At 40.8% G+C, this 21235-nt stretch carries 17 protein-coding genes, 1 tRNA gene and 2 riboswitches; of the genes, 8 read left to right on the top strand and 10 right to left on the bottom strand.

Annotation, left to right across the window (positions count from 1 at the left end):
- Positions 1-187: 187 nt before the first annotated feature.
- On the bottom strand, positions 188-1090 hold the full coding sequence (locus QJ048_RS02215; protein WP_282332695.1) for a DUF72 domain-containing protein: 903 nt from the start codon (positions 1088-1090) through the stop codon (positions 188-190).
- A gap of 173 nt (positions 1091-1263) precedes the next feature.
- On the opposite strand from QJ048_RS02215, the gene QJ048_RS02210 reads away from it, so the two are divergent.
- Positions 1264-3183, top strand: a complete 1920-nt coding sequence (locus QJ048_RS02210; protein ID WP_282332694.1) for a T9SS type A sorting domain-containing protein — start codon at positions 1264-1266, stop codon at positions 3181-3183.
- A 61-nt stretch (positions 3184-3244) separates the two neighbouring features.
- On the opposite strand, the gene QJ048_RS02205 is transcribed toward QJ048_RS02210, so the two are convergent.
- The 3 genes from QJ048_RS02205 to QJ048_RS02195 form a co-directional block, all read right to left on the bottom strand.
- A complete protein-coding gene (locus QJ048_RS02205; protein WP_282332693.1) occupies positions 3245-4189 on the bottom strand; it encodes a YeiH family protein in 945 nt (314 codons plus the stop codon).
- A 67-nt stretch (positions 4190-4256) separates the two neighbouring features.
- Positions 4257-5156 (bottom strand): selenium metabolism-associated LysR family transcriptional regulator, encoded by a 900-nt coding sequence (locus tag QJ048_RS02200; RefSeq protein WP_282332692.1) that lies wholly within the window; start codon positions 5154-5156, stop codon positions 4257-4259.
- Positions 5157-5181: 25 nt separating this feature from the next.
- Complete coding sequence (locus QJ048_RS02195) at positions 5182-5553, bottom strand: VOC family protein (protein ID WP_282332691.1); 372 nt, start codon at positions 5551-5553, stop codon at positions 5182-5184.
- Positions 5554-5901: 348 nt separating this feature from the next.
- On the opposite strand from QJ048_RS02195, the gene QJ048_RS02190 reads away from it, so the two are divergent.
- From QJ048_RS02190 to QJ048_RS02180, 3 genes are all read left to right on the top strand, one after another.
- A complete protein-coding gene (locus QJ048_RS02190; RefSeq protein ID WP_282332690.1) occupies positions 5902-6426 on the top strand; it encodes a DinB family protein in 525 nt (174 codons plus the stop codon).
- 102 nt (positions 6427-6528) lie between these two features.
- A complete protein-coding gene (locus QJ048_RS02185) occupies positions 6529-6990 on the top strand; it encodes an SRPBCC family protein (protein ID WP_282332689.1) in 462 nt (153 codons plus the stop codon).
- Positions 6991-6994: 4 nt separating this feature from the next.
- Positions 6995-7459, top strand: a complete 465-nt coding sequence (locus QJ048_RS02180) for a MarR family winged helix-turn-helix transcriptional regulator (RefSeq protein WP_282332688.1) — start codon at positions 6995-6997, stop codon at positions 7457-7459.
- 4 nt (positions 7460-7463) lie between these two features.
- Here the strand turns inward: QJ048_RS02180 and QJ048_RS02175 are convergent, their stop codons facing one another.
- The 4 genes from QJ048_RS02175 to QJ048_RS02160 form a co-directional block, all read right to left on the bottom strand.
- The gene (locus QJ048_RS02175) at positions 7464-7856 is read right to left on the bottom strand and encodes a VOC family protein (RefSeq protein ID WP_282332687.1); all 393 of its coding nucleotides are present in this window, start codon (positions 7854-7856) and stop codon (positions 7464-7466) included.
- A gap of 16 nt (positions 7857-7872) precedes the next feature.
- The gene (locus QJ048_RS02170; protein ID WP_282332686.1) at positions 7873-8586 is read right to left on the bottom strand and encodes a MarC family protein; all 714 of its coding nucleotides are present in this window, start codon (positions 8584-8586) and stop codon (positions 7873-7875) included.
- Positions 8587-9604: 1018 nt separating this feature from the next.
- Positions 9605-9676: transfer RNA gene (locus QJ048_RS02165), tRNA-Arg, on the bottom strand.
- 25 nt (positions 9677-9701) lie between these two features.
- Positions 9702-10280: a MarC family protein gene (locus tag QJ048_RS02160; RefSeq protein WP_282332685.1), complete on the bottom strand. Its 579-nt coding sequence runs from the start codon at positions 10278-10280 to the stop codon at positions 9702-9704.
- A 157-nt stretch (positions 10281-10437) separates the two neighbouring features.
- A riboswitch (cobalamin riboswitch) is annotated at positions 10438-10584 on the top strand.
- Positions 10585-10694: 110 nt separating this feature from the next.
- Between QJ048_RS02160 and QJ048_RS02155 the strand changes: the two genes are divergently transcribed.
- The 3 genes from QJ048_RS02155 to QJ048_RS02145 all read left to right on the top strand — a co-directional run bounded on the left by QJ048_RS02155 (position 10695) and on the right by QJ048_RS02145 (position 14602).
- Positions 10695-11663: a ribonucleoside-diphosphate reductase small subunit gene (locus tag QJ048_RS02155; protein ID WP_217791577.1), complete on the top strand. Its 969-nt coding sequence runs from the start codon at positions 10695-10697 to the stop codon at positions 11661-11663.
- 185 nt (positions 11664-11848) lie between these two features.
- A complete protein-coding gene (locus QJ048_RS02150; RefSeq protein WP_282332684.1) occupies positions 11849-14200 on the top strand; it encodes a ribonucleoside-diphosphate reductase subunit alpha in 2352 nt (783 codons plus the stop codon).
- Positions 14201-14371: 171 nt separating this feature from the next.
- Complete coding sequence (locus tag QJ048_RS02145) at positions 14372-14602, top strand: cysteine-rich CWC family protein (RefSeq protein WP_282332683.1); 231 nt, start codon at positions 14372-14374, stop codon at positions 14600-14602.
- A gap of 101 nt (positions 14603-14703) precedes the next feature.
- Here the strand turns inward: QJ048_RS02145 and QJ048_RS02140 are convergent, their stop codons facing one another.
- Together QJ048_RS02140 and QJ048_RS02135 are read right to left on the bottom strand one after the other, a co-directional pair.
- Complete coding sequence (locus QJ048_RS02140; RefSeq protein ID WP_282332682.1) at positions 14704-16659, bottom strand: TonB-dependent receptor plug domain-containing protein; 1956 nt, start codon at positions 16657-16659, stop codon at positions 14704-14706.
- A 122-nt stretch (positions 16660-16781) separates the two neighbouring features.
- Positions 16782-16968: riboswitch (cobalamin riboswitch) on the bottom strand.
- Between the two features lie 351 nt (positions 16969-17319).
- Positions 17320-19383, bottom strand: a complete 2064-nt coding sequence (locus QJ048_RS02135; protein WP_282332681.1) for a TonB-dependent receptor — start codon at positions 19381-19383, stop codon at positions 17320-17322.
- Between the two features lie 394 nt (positions 19384-19777).
- On the opposite strand from QJ048_RS02135, the gene QJ048_RS02130 reads away from it, so the two are divergent.
- Entirely contained in the window at positions 19778-21205 is a 1428-nt protein-coding gene (locus QJ048_RS02130; RefSeq protein ID WP_282332680.1) for a TolC family protein, read from the top strand.
- Positions 21206-21235: the final 30 nt, after the last annotated feature.

The following is a 21235-nucleotide window of genomic DNA, read 5'->3' as shown; positions in this document are numbered from 1 at the left end:
GATCTTTTGTGCCCTGCAAGAACTATTGCGTTGCTCTCCGAAGCTTCCAGCTTCGGAGTTGTATTCTATCGCCGCCGGCGATAATGTTGCCAAAGGCAACGGAATAATGCTGCAAGACTACAGGCCTTGCAGAGCTAACAGCCAATCAGTGCAAATCAGCTCAATCTGCGTCATCTGCGTGCTCTCTTTAAAACAAAGTATTGCCGCCCTCAAACTGCGGTTTAATCAGATTCAGCCCACACGCCGCATTTATTTTATCAACCAAATAAACCGTAAGTTCAGGAGATGTCGCTTCATCATGCATGTGCATGAAAAAATACAACTCTTCAATTCCTTGATCCAGCCAGTATTTCATACGATCTACCCATTCATCGCAACGAGTATAGTCTGTTGGGTGCAAGCTGTTTCCTACATAGCGGATGAAAGCTTTTGGTACAGTTAGGTGCATGTGGCAGCAATCTCTTCTTCCTGCTGTATCTGTAATGATCGCACCGATATTCAATTCGCGTAGTTTATCAAAAAGTTCTTTTGCATATTGCGGAAGGAACCAATCAGGATGACGCACCTCCACAAAGAATTGCAGATCAGTAGGCAGTTTGGAGAGAAAATTAAAAAGTTCTTCTTTTCTGTTCGGAGTAAATTTATCACTCACCTGGAAAAATATGGGACCGAGGTGATCTCCGAAAGCCAACACGCCTTCAAGGAATTTATCCATCAAAGGTTGCTTATCATCCAGCTTTCCAAAGTGGCTGATATTCTGGTTCACCTTCGGACAAAATTTGAAATCACGGCCCTTTGCTTTATCATCCCACTTTTCAATTGTTGAAGGACCATATACCTGGTAATGTGTTGCATTCAACTCAATGCAGTTGTAGTGCTTCACATAATGCTCCAGAAAGTTAGATTCCTTCGTTCCTTTCGGATAAATTTTTCCCACCCATTCTTTTCTTCCCCACTTGGCACAACCCAGGTGGACCAACGGGTTTTTCTGCTTCGTTCCCTTGAGAACAAGTTTATTATCAGCAGGTTCTTTAGGTAAACTAAAGTCAACATTATTCAATTCATTATCAGGCACGCGGCCAAATTCCATGTGATCAGTTTTAAAAGTGAATAAATAAAATTAAGGCATAGTCCGCATTACAGGAAAAATGGCAGAATAATTGTGTTGTCATCAGGCGTTTCGACACTCTCGGCATTATACACACCACTATAACCTTTACACAGCCGGAATTTTAATTGTATTCTATTTTAATTCAATCATTAATGAAAAACATCTTTACTATTGTTTTGTGTGTATTTATCTCTCTGAAACTAACTGCACAAGTCAACTATACTGCGAACGATCCTCAAGGCTCACCGGCTTACTCAAACTTTTATCTGTTCGGCAGCAACATGGGCTATTACGGAACCTCATGGGATGATGGAACCATTGCAGATATTGCCGCCGGTAATCTGGCAAAAGGCGTGAAAGGGGCTGGCGTAAAAACTGTACGCCCTTCTTTATACGAGGATTTTCTTCAAACATGGGGTTACAATATACGCGTTGATCAATTCAATCACTACGCATCTCTGGGAATGCAAGACCTGACTGTGTTTCTCGGCACGCCTGTTTCTGCAGCGCATAAAGACAATAATACGTACGGCGGTTGCTCTGTCCCTTCGCAGTTATTTGCCAATATGTACGAACCTATTTGGGATAATGGTGAAAACGGAACGCCTGTAAATGATAACAACTATTTCGCACTATACGTGTACAAAACAGTAAGCATGTACAAGAACCAAACAAAGTTTTGGGAGATCATAAACGAGCCCGATCAGGATGGTGGCGCAAATGGTTGGAAAGCCGCAGGCAATGCCGGAAACTGGTTTGAGAATACGCCAACGCCTTGCGAATTACTGAACCTCCGTGCGCCAGTATATCAATACATTCGCTTATTAAGAATCGCTTACGATGTAATCAAAACGGTTGATCCTACTGCATATGTAGCACCAGGAGGACTTGGCTATTCAAGCTTTCTTGACGTATTGCTGCGCAATACCGACAATCCTGTTGATGGAAGTGTAACCGCAGCATATCCTAACAAAGGCGGCGCATACTTCGATTGTTTAAGTTTTCACAGTTATCCAATTTATGATCTTGCTTATTGGGATGGAGTAACAGGCACTGTAAAATATAAAAGACACTCTGATGCCTGCGCAGATTCATACATCGGTGTAAAGAAAACCTTCGAAGATGTGCTTTCAAAATATGGTTACAATGGCGTAAGCTATCCAAAGAAAACAATCATCTGTACGGAAAGCAATATTCCCGGAAATATTACCAGCACTTACTTTGGCGGCATTGAAGTACAACGAAACTACATCATTAAAGCAATGGTAGAATCGCAAATGAATGGTATCAGTCAAATGTATGTGTACGGAATAGGCAACAACGGCGACTATGCTACTGCAACGAATGGCTATGATGTGATGGGATTATATCAAAAACTGGATGGCATTGGTCCACTGACAAATGGTGGTGTTTACAATCAGCAATATACAGATGAAGGGATTGCATATAAAACAACATCCGACATCCTGTACGGATACAAGTATGATGTGGCAAAGACAACGGCATTGAATCTTCCGTCGTCAGTTAATGGCGGGGCATTCAAAAATAGCTCAGGAAAATATGTGTATGTTTTGTGGGCGCGAACAACTGTCGACTTATCGGAAGTGGCCAATGCAACATATAATTTTCCTTCAGGAGTCGTTGGGGCTACTGTAAGTAAAAAAGAATGGAACTATACCGCGACTAACCTTGAGTCAGCCGTTCCATCATTAAACGTTTCCCTCACGGGTTCCCCTTCTTTCTTTACCGATTTAACAGCATTACCTTTGATTCCAGGCGATACAAATAATGCAGTTCGACCTGAAAACTTTTTCGGATGGAGCGTTTATCCAAATCCTGCTCGAAGCAATTTTACAATAAGCGTAAATCTGAAACAAAGACAGGAGCTTACAGCAGATATTTATAGCGCGACAGGAGCATTGGTGCAAACTTTAATTCAGCGGTCATACTACTCAACCGGAGACCATACTTTCAATATTACCTTGCCGTCACGTCTGGCTGCTGGTAGTTATTTTGTGCGACTGAGAGTAAATGATAAACTCTACGTTAAACAAGTGGTGGTAATAAAATAACAACGCACCTGTATATAGAAACCTGGTAGCTGGCATTGATAATGTTGCCAGCTATTTTTGTTTATACAAATGAAATAATCACGAACAAAGAGGTTGCTGAAATAAATAGCCACAATAAAACCCCCATCAATAAAGGCCTTGTGCCCACATGTTTCAGCGCATCTTTCGTTAATGAAGTGCCGATGAAAAACAATGTAAGCACCAAGCATCTTTTTGCAAATTCTGAAATATACAACGCCGGTTTTTGAAGCAAAGGAAATTGGCTGCTAATGATCATCGCCAATACAAACAGTAAAATGAACCACGGAATATTGATCTTCGCTTTTTTGTTTTTGAAAAGTAATCCTGCGCAGATTGATACTGGAATGATCCAAAGAGCCCGTTCAAGTTTTATGGCAGTTGCAATTTGCAAAGCCTCCTGCCCGTAGGCGTGTGCTGCGCCAACAACGGAGCTTGTATCATGAATAGCAATCGCAGACCATAAACCAAATTGCTGCTGAGTTAAATTAAAATAGTGACCAATAACAGGAAAGATAAAAAGTGCGATGGCATTAAGAATGAAGATGGTGCCCAGGGAAACAGACATTTCCTTTTCATTTGCTTTAATCACGGGTGATACTGCTGCAATGGCGCTGCCTCCACAGATTGCCGTGCCGGCAGCGATGAGCAAAGATGTTTTACGCTGAATAGAAAAATATTTGCCAATCAATAAACCAAGAATAAGCGTTACAGAAATAGAAGCAACTGTAAAAAGAAATCCCTGCCTGCCCGCTTCGAGCGCTTCGTGAATGTTCATGCCAAAACCAAGACCTACCACGGATATCTGTAAAAATAGCTTGATTGCTTTGTGCGTGTATTTTTCAAAGGGATTACCTGTGAATTGTACCAGTAAAAAGCCTGCGAGCAATGCCTCTAATCCGTTAACGAATGGCAACAGGCAAATGCTACACGCAAGTATAAAAACTGTTTTCTTTCCCACGCCTTCTGTACTAAAAATGCTTTCCATTACACTGATTTGTGAAAGCAAATTTGAACAGAATACAGAAGTGGTGTAAATCGCAAATAATTATGCATTATAACTTCTGGTTATAATGCTGCGCGGCAAATCGCATAAAAGTGCTGGCAAGGCCGCTGGGCTTGCCTTGTAAATGCACAAAATAGAATGAACGTTTAATATCAAAGTCCTCAATATCAATGATCTTAAACTCACCGCTAGCCGCATCATTCGCAATGGCGCTGATGGAAATAAAACTGATGCAGTTGGAATGTTTCAGGAAAGATTTGATGCTTTCCGTACTGCCAAGATACATGGCGACATGAAGTTGCGACAATTTGATCTTATGCTTTTGCAATGCATGCTCAACTACCTCCAATGTGCCGGAACCTCTTTCACGCAAAACCAAAGGTGTTGTTTGCAGTTCCGCAAGCGTGATCACGTCTTTCTTTGCAAGTTTGTTTTTGGTATGCACAACAGCCACCAATTCATCTTTCAGGAACTGAGTGTACTTAAGCTGTTTGTTTTGCGTGCGACCCTCAACAATGCCCAGTTCGATTTTTTTGTCGAGCAGCGCTGCTTCTATTTTCTCCGTATTGTTGTTGACAAGGCTCAGTTTGATTTCAGGAAATGATTGATAGAATTTTGCAAGCACCTGCGGTAACACATATTGTCCAATCGTAGTGCTGGCGCCCAGTTCCAGCCTGCCGGAAAATTTTTTCTTGATGACGCTTAAATCAAAATCAATTTGTTTGTAAACATCAATAATTTGCTCGGTGTAGTTCAATAGAATTGTTCCCGCAGCAGTCAGGCTTATTTTATTTCCTTTTCTTTCAAACAAACGGATGTCAAATTCCGATTCAAGTTCATGAATGTTTTTGCTAACCGCCGGTTGTGTGATAAACAATTCCGCAGCAGCTTTGGTAAAACTTAGGTGAGAAGCCACTGCATGAAAAACCCTTAATCTGAAATCTTGCATGTTTACGATTGTATTTTCAAAAATACTAAACAGAAGTGATCCACCATGTATTGCCAAACGGGTCCTTTACTCCGCAGCTTCTTCCGTATGGTTGGTCATCCGGCGCCATTAATGAGGTTGCATTAAAACTGAGCGCCTTTTCATATGTAGCATCAGCATCATCAACATACACAAACAGGTTGGCATTTTGTGTGGGATATTCATCAGAACTTTCCGCAAACATAATGGTGCTGCCGCTAATGCTGATCTGTGCATGCGTAATAGTAATGCCATCATCGCGATGCACTTCAAGTGTTTTCTCAGCATCAAATACATGTTTGGTAAACTCGATGAATCGATGTGCATTCTTCAGAATTAGGTAAGGCATTACTGCCTGTTGTCCTGTAGGAATATTCATTGCTTAAATTTTTTGAGGTGGCTAATAGCAGGGACAGGGAATTCATAAGTTACGCTTTTAGCGCAAAGACTCACAGGGGTGGTGCATTTATTTTTAACCGCAGAGAAAAGGAGTTTTTTTTCACAGAGTGAACGGAGGAATTGCTTCAAAATATTCTTAGCTGCCCGGATCACATAGAAGGGGTGATTCACAAATCTCCTTTCCTCTGTGTGAAAAAAAACTCCTTTTCTCTGCGGTTAAAAAGAATCCTAAGGCGCTGAATAATGTCGCAAAAGCCCCAGCATTTGTCACATTTACCCTCGGTATTGTTTTTTAAGCATTTTAGTTTTGAGAAACAAAATCAATCATATGCGACAAGAACTTTTAAACTGGTTAGATGAAACTACAGAGGGAATGTTGGAGATGATTCAACAATTTTCGCAACAGCAATTTAACCAGGTGCCATTTGAGGGAAGCTGGACCGGCGGACAAGTCGCCGAGCATATTTACAGAGCAGAGAAAGGATGTGCAAAAATTTGGAGCGGACATGTAGCCACAACACAAAGGGCGCCGGACGCAAATGTTGAAATCATCAAGAATACTTTTCTTGACTACACCATAAAAATGCACTCTCCTGAATTTATCATTCCTTCTAACGGGCCGCATGATAAGGATGCCGCCCACAAAGCGTGGAAGATAAACCGCGAAGCAATGCGTAAGGTTGCAGAGACAATGGATCTCAAAGCTACCTACACAGATTTTTCTTTGCCTGGTCTCGGCGAGCTGACCGGACAGGAATGGATAACATTTGTGTATTGTCATTCTACAAGACATATAAGACAGCTGCGGCTTATCTATGAAAAGCTTGCGGGTACAGCAGTTTCTCAAGCATAAACTATAGTTGCTAAAGCCGAAAGTTCGTTCGGATAAAAATTAATTTTCATATTATAAGTACGCTTATTATATTTGTACATATAAAAAGTAAAACAAACTTTTATGTGGACAAAATCACACACCATTGTAACAACAAAAGCTACTAAAGAGCAAATGTGGAAACTATTTGAAAATGTAAACGGATGGCCAACTTGGGATAACGGACTGGAGGAAACAAAACTGGAGGGAAAGTTTGAAGCAGGAAATCAATTTATGTTAAAACCTAAGGGTGGTCCGAAGCTTACAGTGAAATTGATCGAAACGCTTAGGAACCAAAAGTTCACAGATGTTACCAGTTTCCCTTTGGCAAAACTTTATGACGAACATATTTTTGAGGAAACACCAGAAGGCTTAAAAGTTACAAACAAACTAACGATGAAGGGATTGTTGTCATTCGTTTGGATCAAACTTGTAGCAGCAAATATGGCGAAATCATTACCGCAGGACATGCAAGAACAAATAAATGCGGCATCTGCGCTTCAGAATGAAAAAGTTAGTAACGCTATTGGAAGTGATTTAAATTAGCAAAATGAAATCGAACGACAACACGTTTAATGTAGACAAGGCAGAAGAAAGTTCTGGCTTTTTGTTGTGGCAGGTTACTAATTTGTGGCAGCGAGAAATACGTAAAGCGCTTGAGCAATACGATCTGACTCATTCCCAGTTTGTATTGTTGGCAAGTACGCACTGGCTTTTACTGCACAATAAAGAGGTGACACAGATAGGGCTTTCCGCGCACACAAAGATCGATCCGATGACGACTTCCACGGTGCTGAGAACGCTTCAGCAAAAGGGGTTTGTTGCAAGAACTGAGCATTCTACCGATACAAGAGCGAAGGTAATTACATTGGCAGCGGAAGGCAAAAAGGTCATTAAAAAGGCAGTAGTTACAGTCGAGAAATTTGACCAGGAATTTTTCTCGCAGCTTGGAAATAAAACTGCGGCACTGAATGGTTTTTTGCAACAATTACTTCAGCACGGTGAAGATGAATAATGAACTATTCTTTGATCTCGTAGCCGATTTCCCAGTGAAGCCCAAAAGGATCTGCAATGCGGCCGAGGCGCCATCCGTGCGATACGCCGACGGGAAATATTTCAGTAGCCCCGGCTGAAATCGCGTTCGCGAAAAAGGTATCGGGATCTTTCACTGTTAAGATCATTCTTACTGTGTTGCCTCCAAGAGCGTGTAAAGTTTTAATATTATGGTGATCATTTAAATCTCCACTGATCCAGAACTCAGCCCCGTTGACAGACAGTTTTACCACAAGCCCGTCCGGCGTTTCCAGCCGGTAAGTTTCTACCGCGTCAAAAGCTGTCTTATAAAAGGCAACTGCCTTAACAGCGTTCGAAACCGACAACCACGGTGCGATAGATGTTTGTTTATCTGCCATGATGAAGAAGTTTAAATCACTGTTGAGCAATAGATTTCAATATATACTTCACAAAATCCTCCACTCCGCCAAACAGAATTTGACCGCCAATACACAAGAGAATGAAAGAAAAGATTTTCATAATTACTTTTCGCATATGCAGGGAAAGCCTGTTCATTACCATATCTGCGGAGCCGTAGCAAACGTAAATGGTAAAAGCAATAAGTATAACAGCGGTTACAGCACCTGCGAATTGTAAAAGACTGTTTGCGTTGTTGCCCCTATGCACCAATGACTCGGCACTTATTGTGAGCGCAACGGAAATAGTGCCCGGCCCCACTGTAAATGGAAATGTGAAAGGATAAAACTGTTTGTTTTTGTAGACATCATTCGTGTGTACATTGGTCAACTGCATTTTTTTATCGCTATCATTAACATCATCATCCTGCTGAAGTGAACGCCAGCCCATTGCCAGAATTACCAGGCCACCGCACATTTTAATAATTGGAACCGTTATGCCAAACAATTTCAACAGATAAATACCAGCCATTAAAATAATGACGAGCATGATACTCGTATTGAGTGCCACGTGTTTTGCCAATGACCTTCTTTCCTTGCTTGTAGCACGGGAAGTGAGGTTGTAAAACAGTACGCCTGAACCAATAGGGTTGATAACGTGAAAAAGCGCCACATATGTAAGTGGAATGATCTCAGCAAAAAACGTCAGTTGATCGATAAAGGTTTGCGACATAATATTAAAATAGTAAAAAGAAATGAAGTGGGGGAATTTGGTGGAGATATTTTAGCAAAAGAGGACTGACCACCTGTTGATTTTTTAATTGAACAATAATATAAAATTTTGGAGTATAAGAGATGGACAACCTCAAAATCTGTAAACCCTTATGTGTCAGAAAGTATAAACGTGAAAAAAAGTTATTTAGATTGACATTCCTAAAACAACGCATATGAACGTTATTAATTTCTACGGTGTATGGCGCGCACTCGAAAAGGGTGCGAATGTTGATTTGTAACGTAGGAAGCCTAAACAAGGTTTTTTTTATCTTCTGCACTGGTGAAATAACATATCAGGCTTACGTTTCAAAGAAAATATATTTAAACAAATTTGTCTATGAATTCTATTATAAAGATGGAGTGCCAGTTGTAAAAGGTTTAAAAGCTGAGGATAAAATTTTAACTTTCACAGACTATCAAAAATATATTAAAAGTAAAAAATAAATATAAACACTAATTCAACATTAAAATTTCGGGTGCATTAAATCAGATTTGGGTATAAGGGAGTTTGAAAAAGTGTCAAAACAAAAAAAAGTTGCCCATTTTGCGTTACCGCATCATTAGCAACTTATTCACTTTGGTTTGTGATCTTAAGAGTTAACCTGTTAGTCATTGCGGCTACTCTATTTTTTTTTATTGCGAGCCTGAGTCAAAGCTGAAGCAGCTACGCTCTTAACTGTTTTTGATGAGCTTGAACTGCTCAACAGTTTTGACGCCTTAGAAGCCACAGACTTTGAAGTGTGCTCATTTTTAGCTTTTGACATGCTATAAAGTTTAGTTAATAAATGTATTTACAGCATGAATTTACTAAATAAATTAGTCGGTTTGATAGTTTGTATTATCGTTGTTTGTAATGTGTGGATAAAATTGATTTGATCGCAACTCTTAGATGGCTAAACTCGTCCCCCTTGGTGACCCCTTGATGAGGCGAATATCCGTTAAAGTTATATTTGGTAGGGCTTTTGAAGTTTTTACAGTGGCCTCGACAGGAATCGAACCTGTATCTGGAGCTTCGGAAACTCTTATACTATCCATTGTACTACGAGGCCTTAGGGAAAGAGCAGGAATTTGCGGCTACTTAAACAACACACCCACCTTACTCGCAAATATTTTTACCGCAATGGCGAGCAATATTACACCAAAAAATTTTCTGATCGCTAACAAACCTGCGGGGCCAATCAATTTGCCAATAAAATCAAGCGATTTCATCACTATGTAAATAATCACAAGATTTAGTAATATGGCTACCAATATGGTGGGGACAGAGTAATTGGATCGCAGCGAAATAATGGTTGTAAGTGTACCAGAGCCGGCAATCAGAGGAAACGCAATAGGCACCACGGCCCCGGAACGAATATCACCTTCGCTCTTAAAAAACTCAATGCCGAGGATCATTTCCAATCCTAGGATAAAGATCACTATGGAACCCGCTACCGCAAAGGAGTTGACATCCAGTCCAAGCACGCTCAGGAACTTTTCTCCCAGGAAAAGAAAGATGATCATGAGGGCGCCGGAAACCAGCGTGGCCAACAGCTCTTTCAGGCCGCCCATTTTTCGCTTAAGCGAGATCAGTAAAGGAATTGAGCCTACAATGTCGATAATGGCAAAAAGCGTGAAACTAACCGTGAGCAGTTCGTTAAAAGATATCCCCATAGGTGTGTTTATATGCCATAAAAATAGTGTTTGTTACCCGAAATTTCGCTGGATTGCTTACACTGCGGTATGTTGGGTATTTACTGATTTTGTTTTTAACACGGTGTGGAAAATAGTTTCCCCAATCATAGAATTCAGGGTTTACTTTTGACTTGTTCTTTGCTACTGACCAACTGGTTACCGATCAAAAATCCGGTATGAGAAAGGAACCGTGTGTAAATCACGGGCTGTCCCGCAACTGTGAGCAGATTGGTTCACATGCTAATCTGTAAGTCAGGATACTTTCCAGATGGTTGTCAAAAACAATGCTTTCGTGGATTGAAGCAGCGTCAGCTCTAGCCTTTTGCAATGCAAAGGGTCGCCTAGCCGTCTCCGCTCCACAAGGCAACACTTCCACTTTTAAAAAATATTTATATGGCTGAAAATGAAATCCTTCTCCAGGAGAACAAGGACCGCTTTGTTATCCTGCCGATCAACTATCCCAAAGTGTGGGAAATGTATAAAACGCATGAGGCGAGTTTTTGGACTGCGGAGGAAATTGACCTCAGCGCCGATCTGAAGGACTGGGACAAGCTGAACGATGGTGAACGTCATTTCATTTCGCATGTACTGGCATTTTTCGCGGCGAGCGATGGCATTGTGAACGAGAACCTGGCGGTAAACTTCATGAGCGAGGTGCAATTGCCGGAAGCAAGGTGTTTCTACGGTTTCCAGATCATGATGGAAAACATCCACAGTGAAACATATGCTTTGCTGATCGATACTTACATCAAAGATCCGGTAGAGAAAAATAAAATGTTCCACGCCATAGACACCATCGATGCGGTGAAAAAGAAAGCTGAATGGGCATTGCGCTGGATCGAAAAAGGAAGCTTTGCAGAAAGACTGGTAGCATTTGCAGCAGTTGAGGGCATATTCTTCAGCGGTAGCTTTTGTTCTATTTTCTGGTTAAAGAAAAGAGGTTTGATGCCGGGCTTAACGTTCAGCAACGAATTGATCAGCCGCGATGAAGGTTTACATTGTGAGTTTGCATGTTTGTTGTACAGCATGTTGAACAACAAATTGTCTAAAGACGAAGTGTATGCGATCATCGGCGATGCAGTAGAAATTGAAAAAGAATTCATCACAGAAGCGTTGCCGGTTGCATTGATCGGCATGAACGCAAAATTGATGACACAATACATCGAGTTTGTTGCCGACAGATGGTTGTCTGAATTGGGATATCCAAAAATGTTCAACGCTGCCAATCCTTTCGATTTCATGGAAATGATCGGAATGCAGGGTAAAACAAACTTCTTTGAAAAACGCGTTGGCGATTATCAGAAAGCTGGAGTGACAGCGGCAAAAGATTCGCAGGTGTTTTCTACTGATGAAGATTTCTAGAGCCGGAATTAATAATTAATAATTAATACGGATATCTCCAATAGTTCAGGGCCTCTAACGATTTCATTTGTCCATATCCATAACCTATGATGTAAGCCAATGTACGCATGGTGTGTGCTATTAATTTTTAATTATTAATTATTAATTCGCCCCACCGGTTTTTTGAACAATAAAATACTCAACCCATGTTTGTAATTAAAAGAGACGGAAGAAAAGAGTCAGTAAAGTTTGATAAGATTACGGCACGCATAGAAAAACTGGGCTATGGTTTGAATCCATTGGTTGACCCGATCAGCGTTGCAAAGAAAGTAGTGGAAGGCATTTACGATAACGTTACAACCACGGAGTTGGACAACCTTGCAGCAGAAACAGCGGCATCACTTACCACTATTCACCCGGACTATGCATTGCTTGCATCACGTATTGCAATCAGCAATTTGCATAAAAACACTATAAAAAGCTTCAGCAAAACCATGCAGCAATTGCATGAGTATAAAGAAGGCGATCGCTACACACCGTTGATCAGCGACGATGTGTGGGCAGTGATCAAAGAAAATGCACATCTGCTGGATAGCACCATTATTTACGACCGCGATTTCGCATTCGATTATTTCGGCTTCAAAACCATGGAAAAAAGCTACCTGCTTCGCATTCATGGTAAAGTAGTGGAAAGACCACAACACATGTTTATGCGTGTGTCTGTAGGTATTCACAAAACCGATATTGAGAATGTCATCAAAACATATAACCTGATGAGTGAACGTTGGTTCATTCATGCAACACCTACATTGTTCAACGCAGGTACTGTGAAACCACAAATGAGCAGCTGCTTCCTGTTGACGATGAAAGACGACAGCATCGACGGTATTTATGAAACACTTCGTCAAACGGCGAAGATCTCTCAAAGTGCCGGAGGTATTGGTTTGAGCATTCACAACATTCGCGCTACAGGAGCATACATCAGTGGCACAAACGGAACCAGCAATGGTATCGTACCAATGTTGCGCGTGTTCAACGACACTGCACGTTACGTGGATCAGGGTGGTGGAAAACGTAAAGGCGCTTTTGCTATCTACTTGGAACCTTGGCATGCTGATGTATTCGATTTTCTTGACCTGAGAAAAAATCATGGTAAAGAAGAAATGCGTGCAAGAGATTTGTTTTATGCTTTGTGGATCTGCGATCTTTTCATGAAACGAGTAGAAGACAATGCTGATTGGAGTTTGTTTAGCCCAGATGAAGCACCAGGCTTACACGAATGCTACGGCGAAGAGTTTGAAGCATTGTATGAGCGTTATGAGAAAGAAGGCAGAGCGAGAAAAACGATCAAAGCACAAGATCTTTGGTTTGCCATTATAGATGCGCAAATTGAAACGGGTAACCCATACATGCTGTATAAAGATGCAGCCAACAAAAAGAGCAATCAGAAAAATGTTGGCACCATCAAGAGCAGCAATCTGTGTACAGAGATCATGGAGTACACTTCTCCTGATGAAGTTGCAGTTTGTAACCTTGCTTCTGTGGCGTTGCCAAAATTCGTGACTGACGGCGTTTTCGATCACAACAAACTATATGAAGTAGTGTATCAAATGACCATCAACCTTAACAAGATCATTGATGGCAACTACTACCCTGTAGAAGAAGCGAAGAACAGCAACATGCGTCACCGCCCTATTGGTATTGGTGTACAAGGTTTGGCAGACGCGTTCATCTTAATGCGTTATCCATTTGAAAGTGATGCTGCAAAACAATTGAATAAGGAAATTTTTGAAACATTATACTTCGCTGGTTTAACTGCAAGTAATGACCTGGCGAAAGAACATGGTGCTTACCAAACCTATGAAGGGTCACCTGCATCACAAGGTATTTTGCAATACGATATGTGGGATGTAACACCTTCTGACCGCTGGAACTGGACTGCATTGAAAGCGAAGATCAAAGAACATGGTATCAGAAACTCATTGTTGCTGGCGCCAATGCCTACGGCTTCTACTTCACAGATCCTTGGTAACAACGAATGTTTCGAACCATACACTTCCAACATTTATTTGAGAAGAGTATTGAGCGGCGAGTTCATTATTGTTAACAAACATTTGTTGAACGACCTTGTAAAACTTGGTTTGTGGAACGGTGAAATGAAAAACAAAATTCTTGCAGCCAACGGTTCTATTCAAAATATCAAAGAAATCCCTGCAGACATTAAAGAACTGTACAAAACAGTTTGGGAAATCAAGCAGCGTAATTTGATCGACATGGCGGCAGACAGAGGAGCATACATTTGTCAGTCACAATCTTTGAACTTGTTTGTTGAGCAGGCGAACACTGCAAAACTTACAAGCATGCATTTCTACGCATGGAAAAAAGGTTTGAAAACAGGCATGTATTATTTGAGAACGCAAGCTGCTGCTGAAGCTGTGAAATTCACAGTAGAAAAACAAGGCGGTACCAACATGGATCCTGTTGTAAATGGCACAGAAACATTCGCAGAAGGTGCTGTTTGTACAATGGAAGAAGGTTGTGTTAGTTGCAGCGCGTAGAGACGCATTGAATGCGTCTCCCTTGCACAGGAAGCCTGCCCGCGATCCAAAGGAAATGTAACATCGAAATATTCAAGAGACGCGTTAAACGCGTCTGTACAACAAAAAACCGCAGAAAACCCTACGTTCCTCTGCGGTTTTTTTATGCGATAAAAAATTTAAATCCACACAATGAACGACTGCAAACACGAACCGAAAAAATGCCCGCGATGCAACGGAGGTTTTGAGTGTAAAGTAGGAGATGTGGCCAACTGCCAGTGCAACGGCATATCGCTTAACGAAGAGCAGAAAAGATTTATAGGAGAAAAATATCGTGATTGCCTATGCAGGAATTGTTTACTGGAGCTTAGCAAACAAATGGGATTTTTTAAGGAGAAGTTTGATGTGACGAGCAACAGGTAATTTTAATTGAAAATTGAAAGTTGAAAATTGAAAATGATCACGCTTTGGGCAACGTTTGCCTAGACAGCACTAATAATTTTCAATTTTCAACTTTCAATTGTTTACAAGCCCACCATCAAGCCCACCATGAAATTGAACTTACGGGTGTTGTAACCGTAAATATCAAAGTACGACTGATTGGTGATGTTTCTGAAATCGCCAAACACTTTCACAAAACGCTTACCACCGCTGAATGGAATTTTGTACTCAGCATAGGCATCAAGATTGTAATAGCTGGCAAGGTTAACAACTTCTGTTTTGTAGGTGTTCATATTGAAATAAAGGTCCTGTCTTTTATCCTGCCATCTTACACCGGCACTTACAAACAAAGCTTCGGTAAATTGATAACCAACATGTCCGTTGATCGCGCTTTTAGGACGACGTTGTAAATTAAAATAGCTTGTGTCTTTACCGTTAGAAGTGTGTGTAGTCAACTTGCCATCGACATAAGTGTAGTTTGCTGTAATGCTCAATTTTGAAGTCGGGCGAACAGTCAGTTCCAACTCTGCGCCCTGGTCTTTTTGTTCATCACCGTTCATGTAACGTCCATAAGGTGGAGTAAACATAGATTGGAAAATGATTACATCTTTAATTCTTCTGTTGAAATACAAAGCACGTGCGTTGATCAAATTGTTTGTACTCACATATTGCAATCCTGTTTCCAAAGAAACAGACTTCTCAGGATTAAGCGATTTGTTTCCATACTCAGATACAAGATTGTAAATGCTTGGTGCGCGGAAGCCGGAAGAAAGATTCGCAAATACTTTCCATTCTTTTGTTATCCAGTAAGATGGATTGAATGAGTAGGAAAAGTTAGAGCCTGCAATAGAGTGGTGCGTGTACCTTCCACCTAATTCAGCATTAAAGCCGCCAAGGTTTTTAAATAACAGAGCAGCATAGCCACTGTACATGTCGATCTTAGAACTGTCACCACCTTGTTTGCCATAAGTCGTTTCGCTACTGGCTTTTTGATTGCGGTAATCAGCACCTGCAAGCAAACCGATGTGCTCACACAAATTGATGTTCGTAAATGCTTCCGCAAACACGCTGTTGCCTTTATAATTACCAAAAGAAGGATCGTAGTCGTTCACGCCAACAGGATTGTTGATAGGATCATCCAATTTGCGCTTGATGTTATTTTCGTTTACGTTCAATGTAACATTTCCTTTCTTAAAAGTGTATACAGAAGAAAGTGCAAGTTGCAAGTTCTTGTTGGTAATGTTATTGTTCTTGTCATCCATAAAAGGACCATCATCAATGTCTGCATGGTATTGATCAAGCAAGCCAAACAATCTTACTTTAAACTTCTTTGTTTCTGCACCAAGATTAAGGCTCACGTTGTTTTGATTGATACCATCTTTATCAAAATTCTGATTGCCTGTTTTGTCATTCGCAGAAGAAAAACCATTTGATTGCAAATGATTGTACTGTGCGTTGTACGTGAACCAATCGATTTTACCACTCACACCTGCATTGCCTTTAAACGTGCCATAAGTGCCACCGGCAACGGTTCCGTTGATGCCAACAGGTTTGTTGCTCACTTGTTTCCTGGTAATGATGTTGATAACACCGGCAACAGCATCTGAACCATATAAAACAGACTGTGTCCCTTTCAAAATTTCTACTCTCTCGATTTGATCTATGGCAAAATGGTTCAAATCAAATTCTGCGGAAATGCCTGACGCATCATTCACAGGCATACCATCTACTAAGATTAAAGTGTTGGCTGCGCCCGAGCCTTGCATGTAAACAGTTTGATTGGTACCGGGTGAGTTTTGCGAACCATTGATCAATAATCCTGCTTGTTCGTTTAATACTTGTGTAAGCGAGCGGCCTGTGTTCTTTTCCAACTCTTGTCGGCCGATAACAGTTAATACTTTACCTGTTGCACTTTGTTTTTGTGCAAATTTGTTGGCAGTAATTACTACCTCATCTAAAGACTTTTGTTTAACAGAGTCTGTTTGTGCGAATGCACCATAGCAGGATAATAATGTGAAACCTGCAATTAGTTGTTTCATGCTCAATGTTGCTTTTAAAGAACGGTTAACAATGAGCCTTCGGTAAATAAAATGACTAAGTAGAAATATAAATTGCCTTTGGGTTTTGGCATTTACATTCCATGCTTTTCACCCGAAAGCTTTGAATGAATACGTATGTGGCAGGTCTTCTGGCTCGCGTTTCACTGAAATCCTTCCCGTGTTAACAGTGGTTTTATTTTCAGTAATGTGAACTTTTCACTACGCTTACAGCTACGGGGATAGCGCCGGAATCACACCGGACTTCCCTTTTAATGACGATTGTCGTCAACCATATACGGGGCAAATGTAATGAGTTTTAAGAAAGGAACGCAGATTTTCATGATTGTTATGATTACTGATGATTTGAAATTCAACGTCGTTTAGTTAAGCAACTTTTCAATTACTTGGTTGCAATATCCAGGAATGAAAGACAGCTTGTCATCCCGACGAAGGAGGGATCTGTGTGATTGTTTACGCATAGTATTCGTTAGCGTTAGGCCCAGATCCCTCGTCCCTCGGGATGACAAGGGAGATGATTTTGTTTTTCAAGCAGCTTAACTAAACGACATTGCATTTGAAATTAGTTGAATCGCCAAATCTCAAATTTCAAATAGAAAATCTTGACAAATCATGAAAATCATGATAATCTGGGTTCCCGATCTATCTTACGCCCAGCGCAACACCGGCATAGAAATTCGCTGTTGGCGCTGCATTGTAATACCTTCCTCCTGTAGCATTGATATCGTTGCCGAGGCTGTATTTCTGGTTCAATAAATTGTCGCCTCCGGCAAATAAGTCGATGGTAAGATGTTTTCCTAAACTGTTTTTGTACCCAAATTTTGCGCCAAGCAAATGATATTCGCTAGCCTTGTCTGTATTCGCATCATTCAGGTAAATAGAGCTGCTGTAGAAGTAAGTAGCATGTAAATATAAATGCGGTTTGAAGGAAAGATCAAAGCCCGCAGCGACTGTATTTGGCGCTATGCCCGGCATTTGATTGCCAGAGTAATTTGCGTCCAGTTGTTTAAACTCATTGTAGTGGAAGTGAAAATACGTATAGCTTGCCCAAATAGTAGCGCCTGATATAAAATTGTTCTTATTGTCTGTGATCACGTAAGATGCATTTGCTTCAACGCCGTTCTGTTTTGTAGAGCCAGCATTGGTGTAATAGTCTGCGCCACTCGCATCACGACGTTGTACGATGGCATTTCCCAAATTAAAATCAAACACGTTTACATTCCATACCAATCTGTTTTGCAACAAATTTCCTCTGGCACCAAGCTCATAGTTCCAACCGTGCTCTGCTTGTAAGTTAGTGTTGATAATGGTTGTAGCCGGTAAGAGTTCCTGCGTTGCAGGCGGTGAAAATCCTTCTGACACCACACCATACACAGAAATTTTGCTGAACTTTTTCAACAGCGAAAATCGCGGTGCCCACTCATTGTTGTACTTACTATCATACATAAAATTTGGCACAACAGAAGTGCGTGTAAAATTGATCTGCGTTTTATTAATGCTCACTCCCGCAGTTGCTACCCAACCTCCGTTAAAGATTGCTTCCGCTTGCGCAAATGCATTCCATTGGCTGTTGTTGATTTCATCACTTGTTTGCAGCGAATCGGGATTGCTATTTTTGTTATTGTAAACGTTGTCCGTAAAATAACCTTGTTGGGCCGCAGCTCCTGCAATGATGTTCAACTTTGTTTGTTGTAATTGTGCGTTGTAACCAAACACCGTTCTTCCACCGAAATGCGGTTCCAGTCTTTTCTCATAATTGCGGATGGCGCTGTTTTTAAAATTGGTAACTGTTCCATACACAGAAGTGCTGTTGTAAAAATTATCGGTAAAATGATATTGCTGATTGAAACCTGCCCAAAACATTTTTTGATAAATAGCTGCATTGATCGCTGCTGCACTTGGAAAGCCACCGCTGGCGGGCCTTGCAGCTTTTGGGTTTGCATTGTATTGTGCCTTGGTTAAGCCACCTGGGGTTTCATAAACCAAGTCACCGTAAAGTACATGAGTAGACATTTCATATTTGGGAGAAACGATACTTCTCGTTTCCCATGAAAGCGTTGTTCTGTGCATCGCGCTTTGATCGCGATATCCATTGCTGTTTTGATAATTGTAACTGATGTTATTTTTAAAGCCTTCGTCGCCGAAAGTGATACCGGCATGTACATTATTCGTTCCAAAACTTCCACCTGAGTATTGCAATTGAAGTTCGTTTGGCTGCAAAGGATCAAATCCATTTGCCAATATAACGCCTCCTGTGCCAGCACCATATAAGCTGCTGCCGGGACCTTTTAAAATTTCTAAAGACGAAAAATTATTGGGAGAAAATTGATTAAGGTAAGTGTTCCCACCGGGATCGGTAAAAGGTATACCGTTCCAGTAGACTTTTACATTTCTTACTCCAAATGGCGCTCTTAGCGAACTGCCGCGGATGCTTAGTCGATAACTTCCCGGAGAGCGTTCTTCCATTCGAATACCCGGCTCACTATTGATTGCTGATAAAATGGAAACATTACCAAAGCGGTCAAGCTGCGCTCCACGAACCGTTGAAACGGCGGCGCCAATATCTTTAATATTTCGGTTATGCTCGTATGCTTTTATAACTACTTCCTGGAGTTTTGCCGTGTCGGCAACTGACTGGGAAAATGAATAGTTGCAGCTTGCAACTATTGCGATGGAAAGAATGAATTTCTTAATAAACGGTGCCATTCTTTGGGCTTTGGTAAGTTTTAAGTGCGATCTGGTTCCACTGAAACATAAAATTGGCCGAAAAAGTATATAAAAAATTATTCCTCAGCGAAAAATCTTTATTTTGAAAACTAATTTATAAGGAATTCAAATTTATTATGATTCAAAAATAAATTTGAATTCCTTATAATGCCGATGGATCAAACAAATAGAACAATGAGACGCAGTCGAAATTGGTCTATATTGTTTGACCAATCGGTATTAGGTTAGAACTCTCTGAATGCTTGCTTTATTGATAGTGGAATATGGCTAATTGAGGGGATAGTTAATATTAGATTGATAATAAACTTAAAAGATTTCAACAGTGAAATTGAACCAATCCTGTTTTCTATTACTATTGTTAACGGGTCTGTTTTTGAACAACACATCTTTTGCCCAAAAGAAATGGAACCTGATGGAATGTGTGGAATATGCATGGGCACATAACCTTACCGTGAAAACTGCGGACGTGCAGGAGCATTATTCAGAAGCCTCTTTGAAGCAGGCAAAATTGTCGAGAATTCCCAACGCGAGTTTTAGCACGGGCACAGGATATAACCTTGGTAAAACTATCAACACTGCAACCAACACATATATTGACATCAATAGCCTTTCCCAAAATTTCAATTTGAATCTCGATGCGACCATCTACAATTGGAACCGCATAAAAAATAATATTCTGTCGCAGGAACTGGAAAATAGAGCTTCCCTCGCAGATGTAGATAAAGCGAAAAACGATGTAGCACTGAATGTGGCAACAGCTTATTTGCAGGCACTGCTGGCTATCGAACAAGTTAGAATTGTAAGGGTGCAGGTGCAACAGGACAGCGCTCAATTATATACAGTAAGGAAAAGAGTAGATGCGGGTGCGGTTCCAGAGTTAGACGCATTGCAACTGGAATCTCAACTGGCATTGGACAGCTCAAATTTGATCACTGCAAAATCAACGTCAGAGCTGAATCTGATCCAACTAAAGTCGTTGATGAATCTTGACTTTGCATCACCTTTTGAAATTGACGTTCCTCCTGTTGAAGTGATACCTGTTGAGCCGATAGCCTCGCTGCAACCTGAAGATGTTTATAATCTGGCGCTTTCAAATCAGCCCGCACAAAAAGCAAATCAATTGAGACTGGATTCCAAAGAGGCTGCTTCTAAATCAAGCAAGGCTAATTTATATCCAACCATTTCGGCATTCGGCAGGCTTAACACCAGGTTTTCAAATCCCGCCACCATGATAACCGGAGCGACACTCAATGGATATAATCCAAATGGCGATTATGTTATAATAAACCCCGGTAATCCAGGCAGCGCTCAGCCGGTATATTCGCCTGAGTATTCGGTGTTGCAAAAAAATAGAACATTTGGACAATATTGGGATGGCTGGGGAACGCAGTTTACTGGTAATTTTGGTCAAAGTCTTGGCGTTAATATCTCTGTTCCCATTTTCAATGGCTATACAGCAAGAACCAACTACGAAAGATCTAAGATAGATATCAAAAACCAACAGGTTGTTATTGAACAGGCAGATCAAAAATTGAAACAGGATATTTACACTGCTTACACCAACGCTGTTGCGGCTTTGCAGAAATTCAACTCCAGTAAAGTAAGCGTGGATGTTTCACAAAAAACATATGACTACGCACAAAAAAGACACGATATCGGATTACTCAATACCTATGATTTAATTACCAGCCAAAACAATCTTGCCCGCGCAAAACTGGATCTGGCCAATGCACAATACGATTATGTGTTTAAAATGAAAGTATTGGAATTTTATAAAGGCATGGGTCTCCGTTTGCAATAACCCAAAACTAAACCAGTCTATAATTGAAAA

The sequence above is a fragment of the Pinibacter soli genome, assembly GCF_029961145.1.
Classification (GTDB): Bacteria; Bacteroidota; Bacteroidia; order Chitinophagales; family Chitinophagaceae; genus Pinibacter; species Pinibacter soli.
This window is presented reverse-complemented; position numbering and strand designations above follow the sequence as displayed.

Bases quoted from the DNA above. Each gene is read 5' to 3' on its own strand.
- QJ048_RS02150 (WP_282332684.1), top strand. From the start codon at position 11,849: ATGTTTGTAATTAAAAGAGACGGAAGAAAAGAGTCAGTAAAGTTTGAT.
- QJ048_RS02175 (WP_282332687.1), bottom strand. From the start codon at position 7,856: ATGGCAGATAAACAAACATCTATCGCACCGTGGTTGTCGGTTTCGAAC.
- QJ048_RS02160 (WP_282332685.1), bottom strand. From the start codon at position 10,280: ATGGGGATATCTTTTAACGAACTGCTCACGGTTAGTTTCACGCTTTTT.
- QJ048_RS02140 (WP_282332682.1), bottom strand. From the start codon at position 16,659: ATGAAACAACTAATTGCAGGTTTCACATTATTATCCTGCTATGGTGCA.
- QJ048_RS02190 (WP_282332690.1), top strand. From the start codon at position 5,902: ATGCGACAAGAACTTTTAAACTGGTTAGATGAAACTACAGAGGGAATG.
- QJ048_RS02195 (WP_282332691.1), bottom strand. From the start codon at position 5,553: ATGAATATTCCTACAGGACAACAGGCAGTAATGCCTTACCTAATTCTG.
- QJ048_RS02215 (WP_282332695.1), bottom strand. From the start codon at position 1,090: ATGGAATTTGGCCGCGTGCCTGATAATGAATTGAATAATGTTGACTTT.
- QJ048_RS02180 (WP_282332688.1), top strand. From the start codon at position 6,995: ATGAAATCGAACGACAACACGTTTAATGTAGACAAGGCAGAAGAAAGT.
- QJ048_RS02170 (WP_282332686.1), bottom strand. From the start codon at position 8,586: ATGTCGCAAACCTTTATCGATCAACTGACGTTTTTTGCTGAGATCATT.
- QJ048_RS02210 (WP_282332694.1), top strand. From the start codon at position 1,264: ATGAAAAACATCTTTACTATTGTTTTGTGTGTATTTATCTCTCTGAAA.
- QJ048_RS02145 (WP_282332683.1), top strand. From the start codon at position 14,372: ATGAACGACTGCAAACACGAACCGAAAAAATGCCCGCGATGCAACGGA.
- QJ048_RS02135 (WP_282332681.1), bottom strand. From the start codon at position 19,383: ATGGCACCGTTTATTAAGAAATTCATTCTTTCCATCGCAATAGTTGCA.
- QJ048_RS02200 (WP_282332692.1), bottom strand. From the start codon at position 5,156: ATGCAAGATTTCAGATTAAGGGTTTTTCATGCAGTGGCTTCTCACCTA.
- QJ048_RS02155 (WP_217791577.1), top strand. From the start codon at position 10,695: ATGGCTGAAAATGAAATCCTTCTCCAGGAGAACAAGGACCGCTTTGTT.
- QJ048_RS02205 (WP_282332693.1), bottom strand. From the start codon at position 4,189: ATGGAAAGCATTTTTAGTACAGAAGGCGTGGGAAAGAAAACAGTTTTT.
- QJ048_RS02185 (WP_282332689.1), top strand. From the start codon at position 6,529: ATGTGGACAAAATCACACACCATTGTAACAACAAAAGCTACTAAAGAG.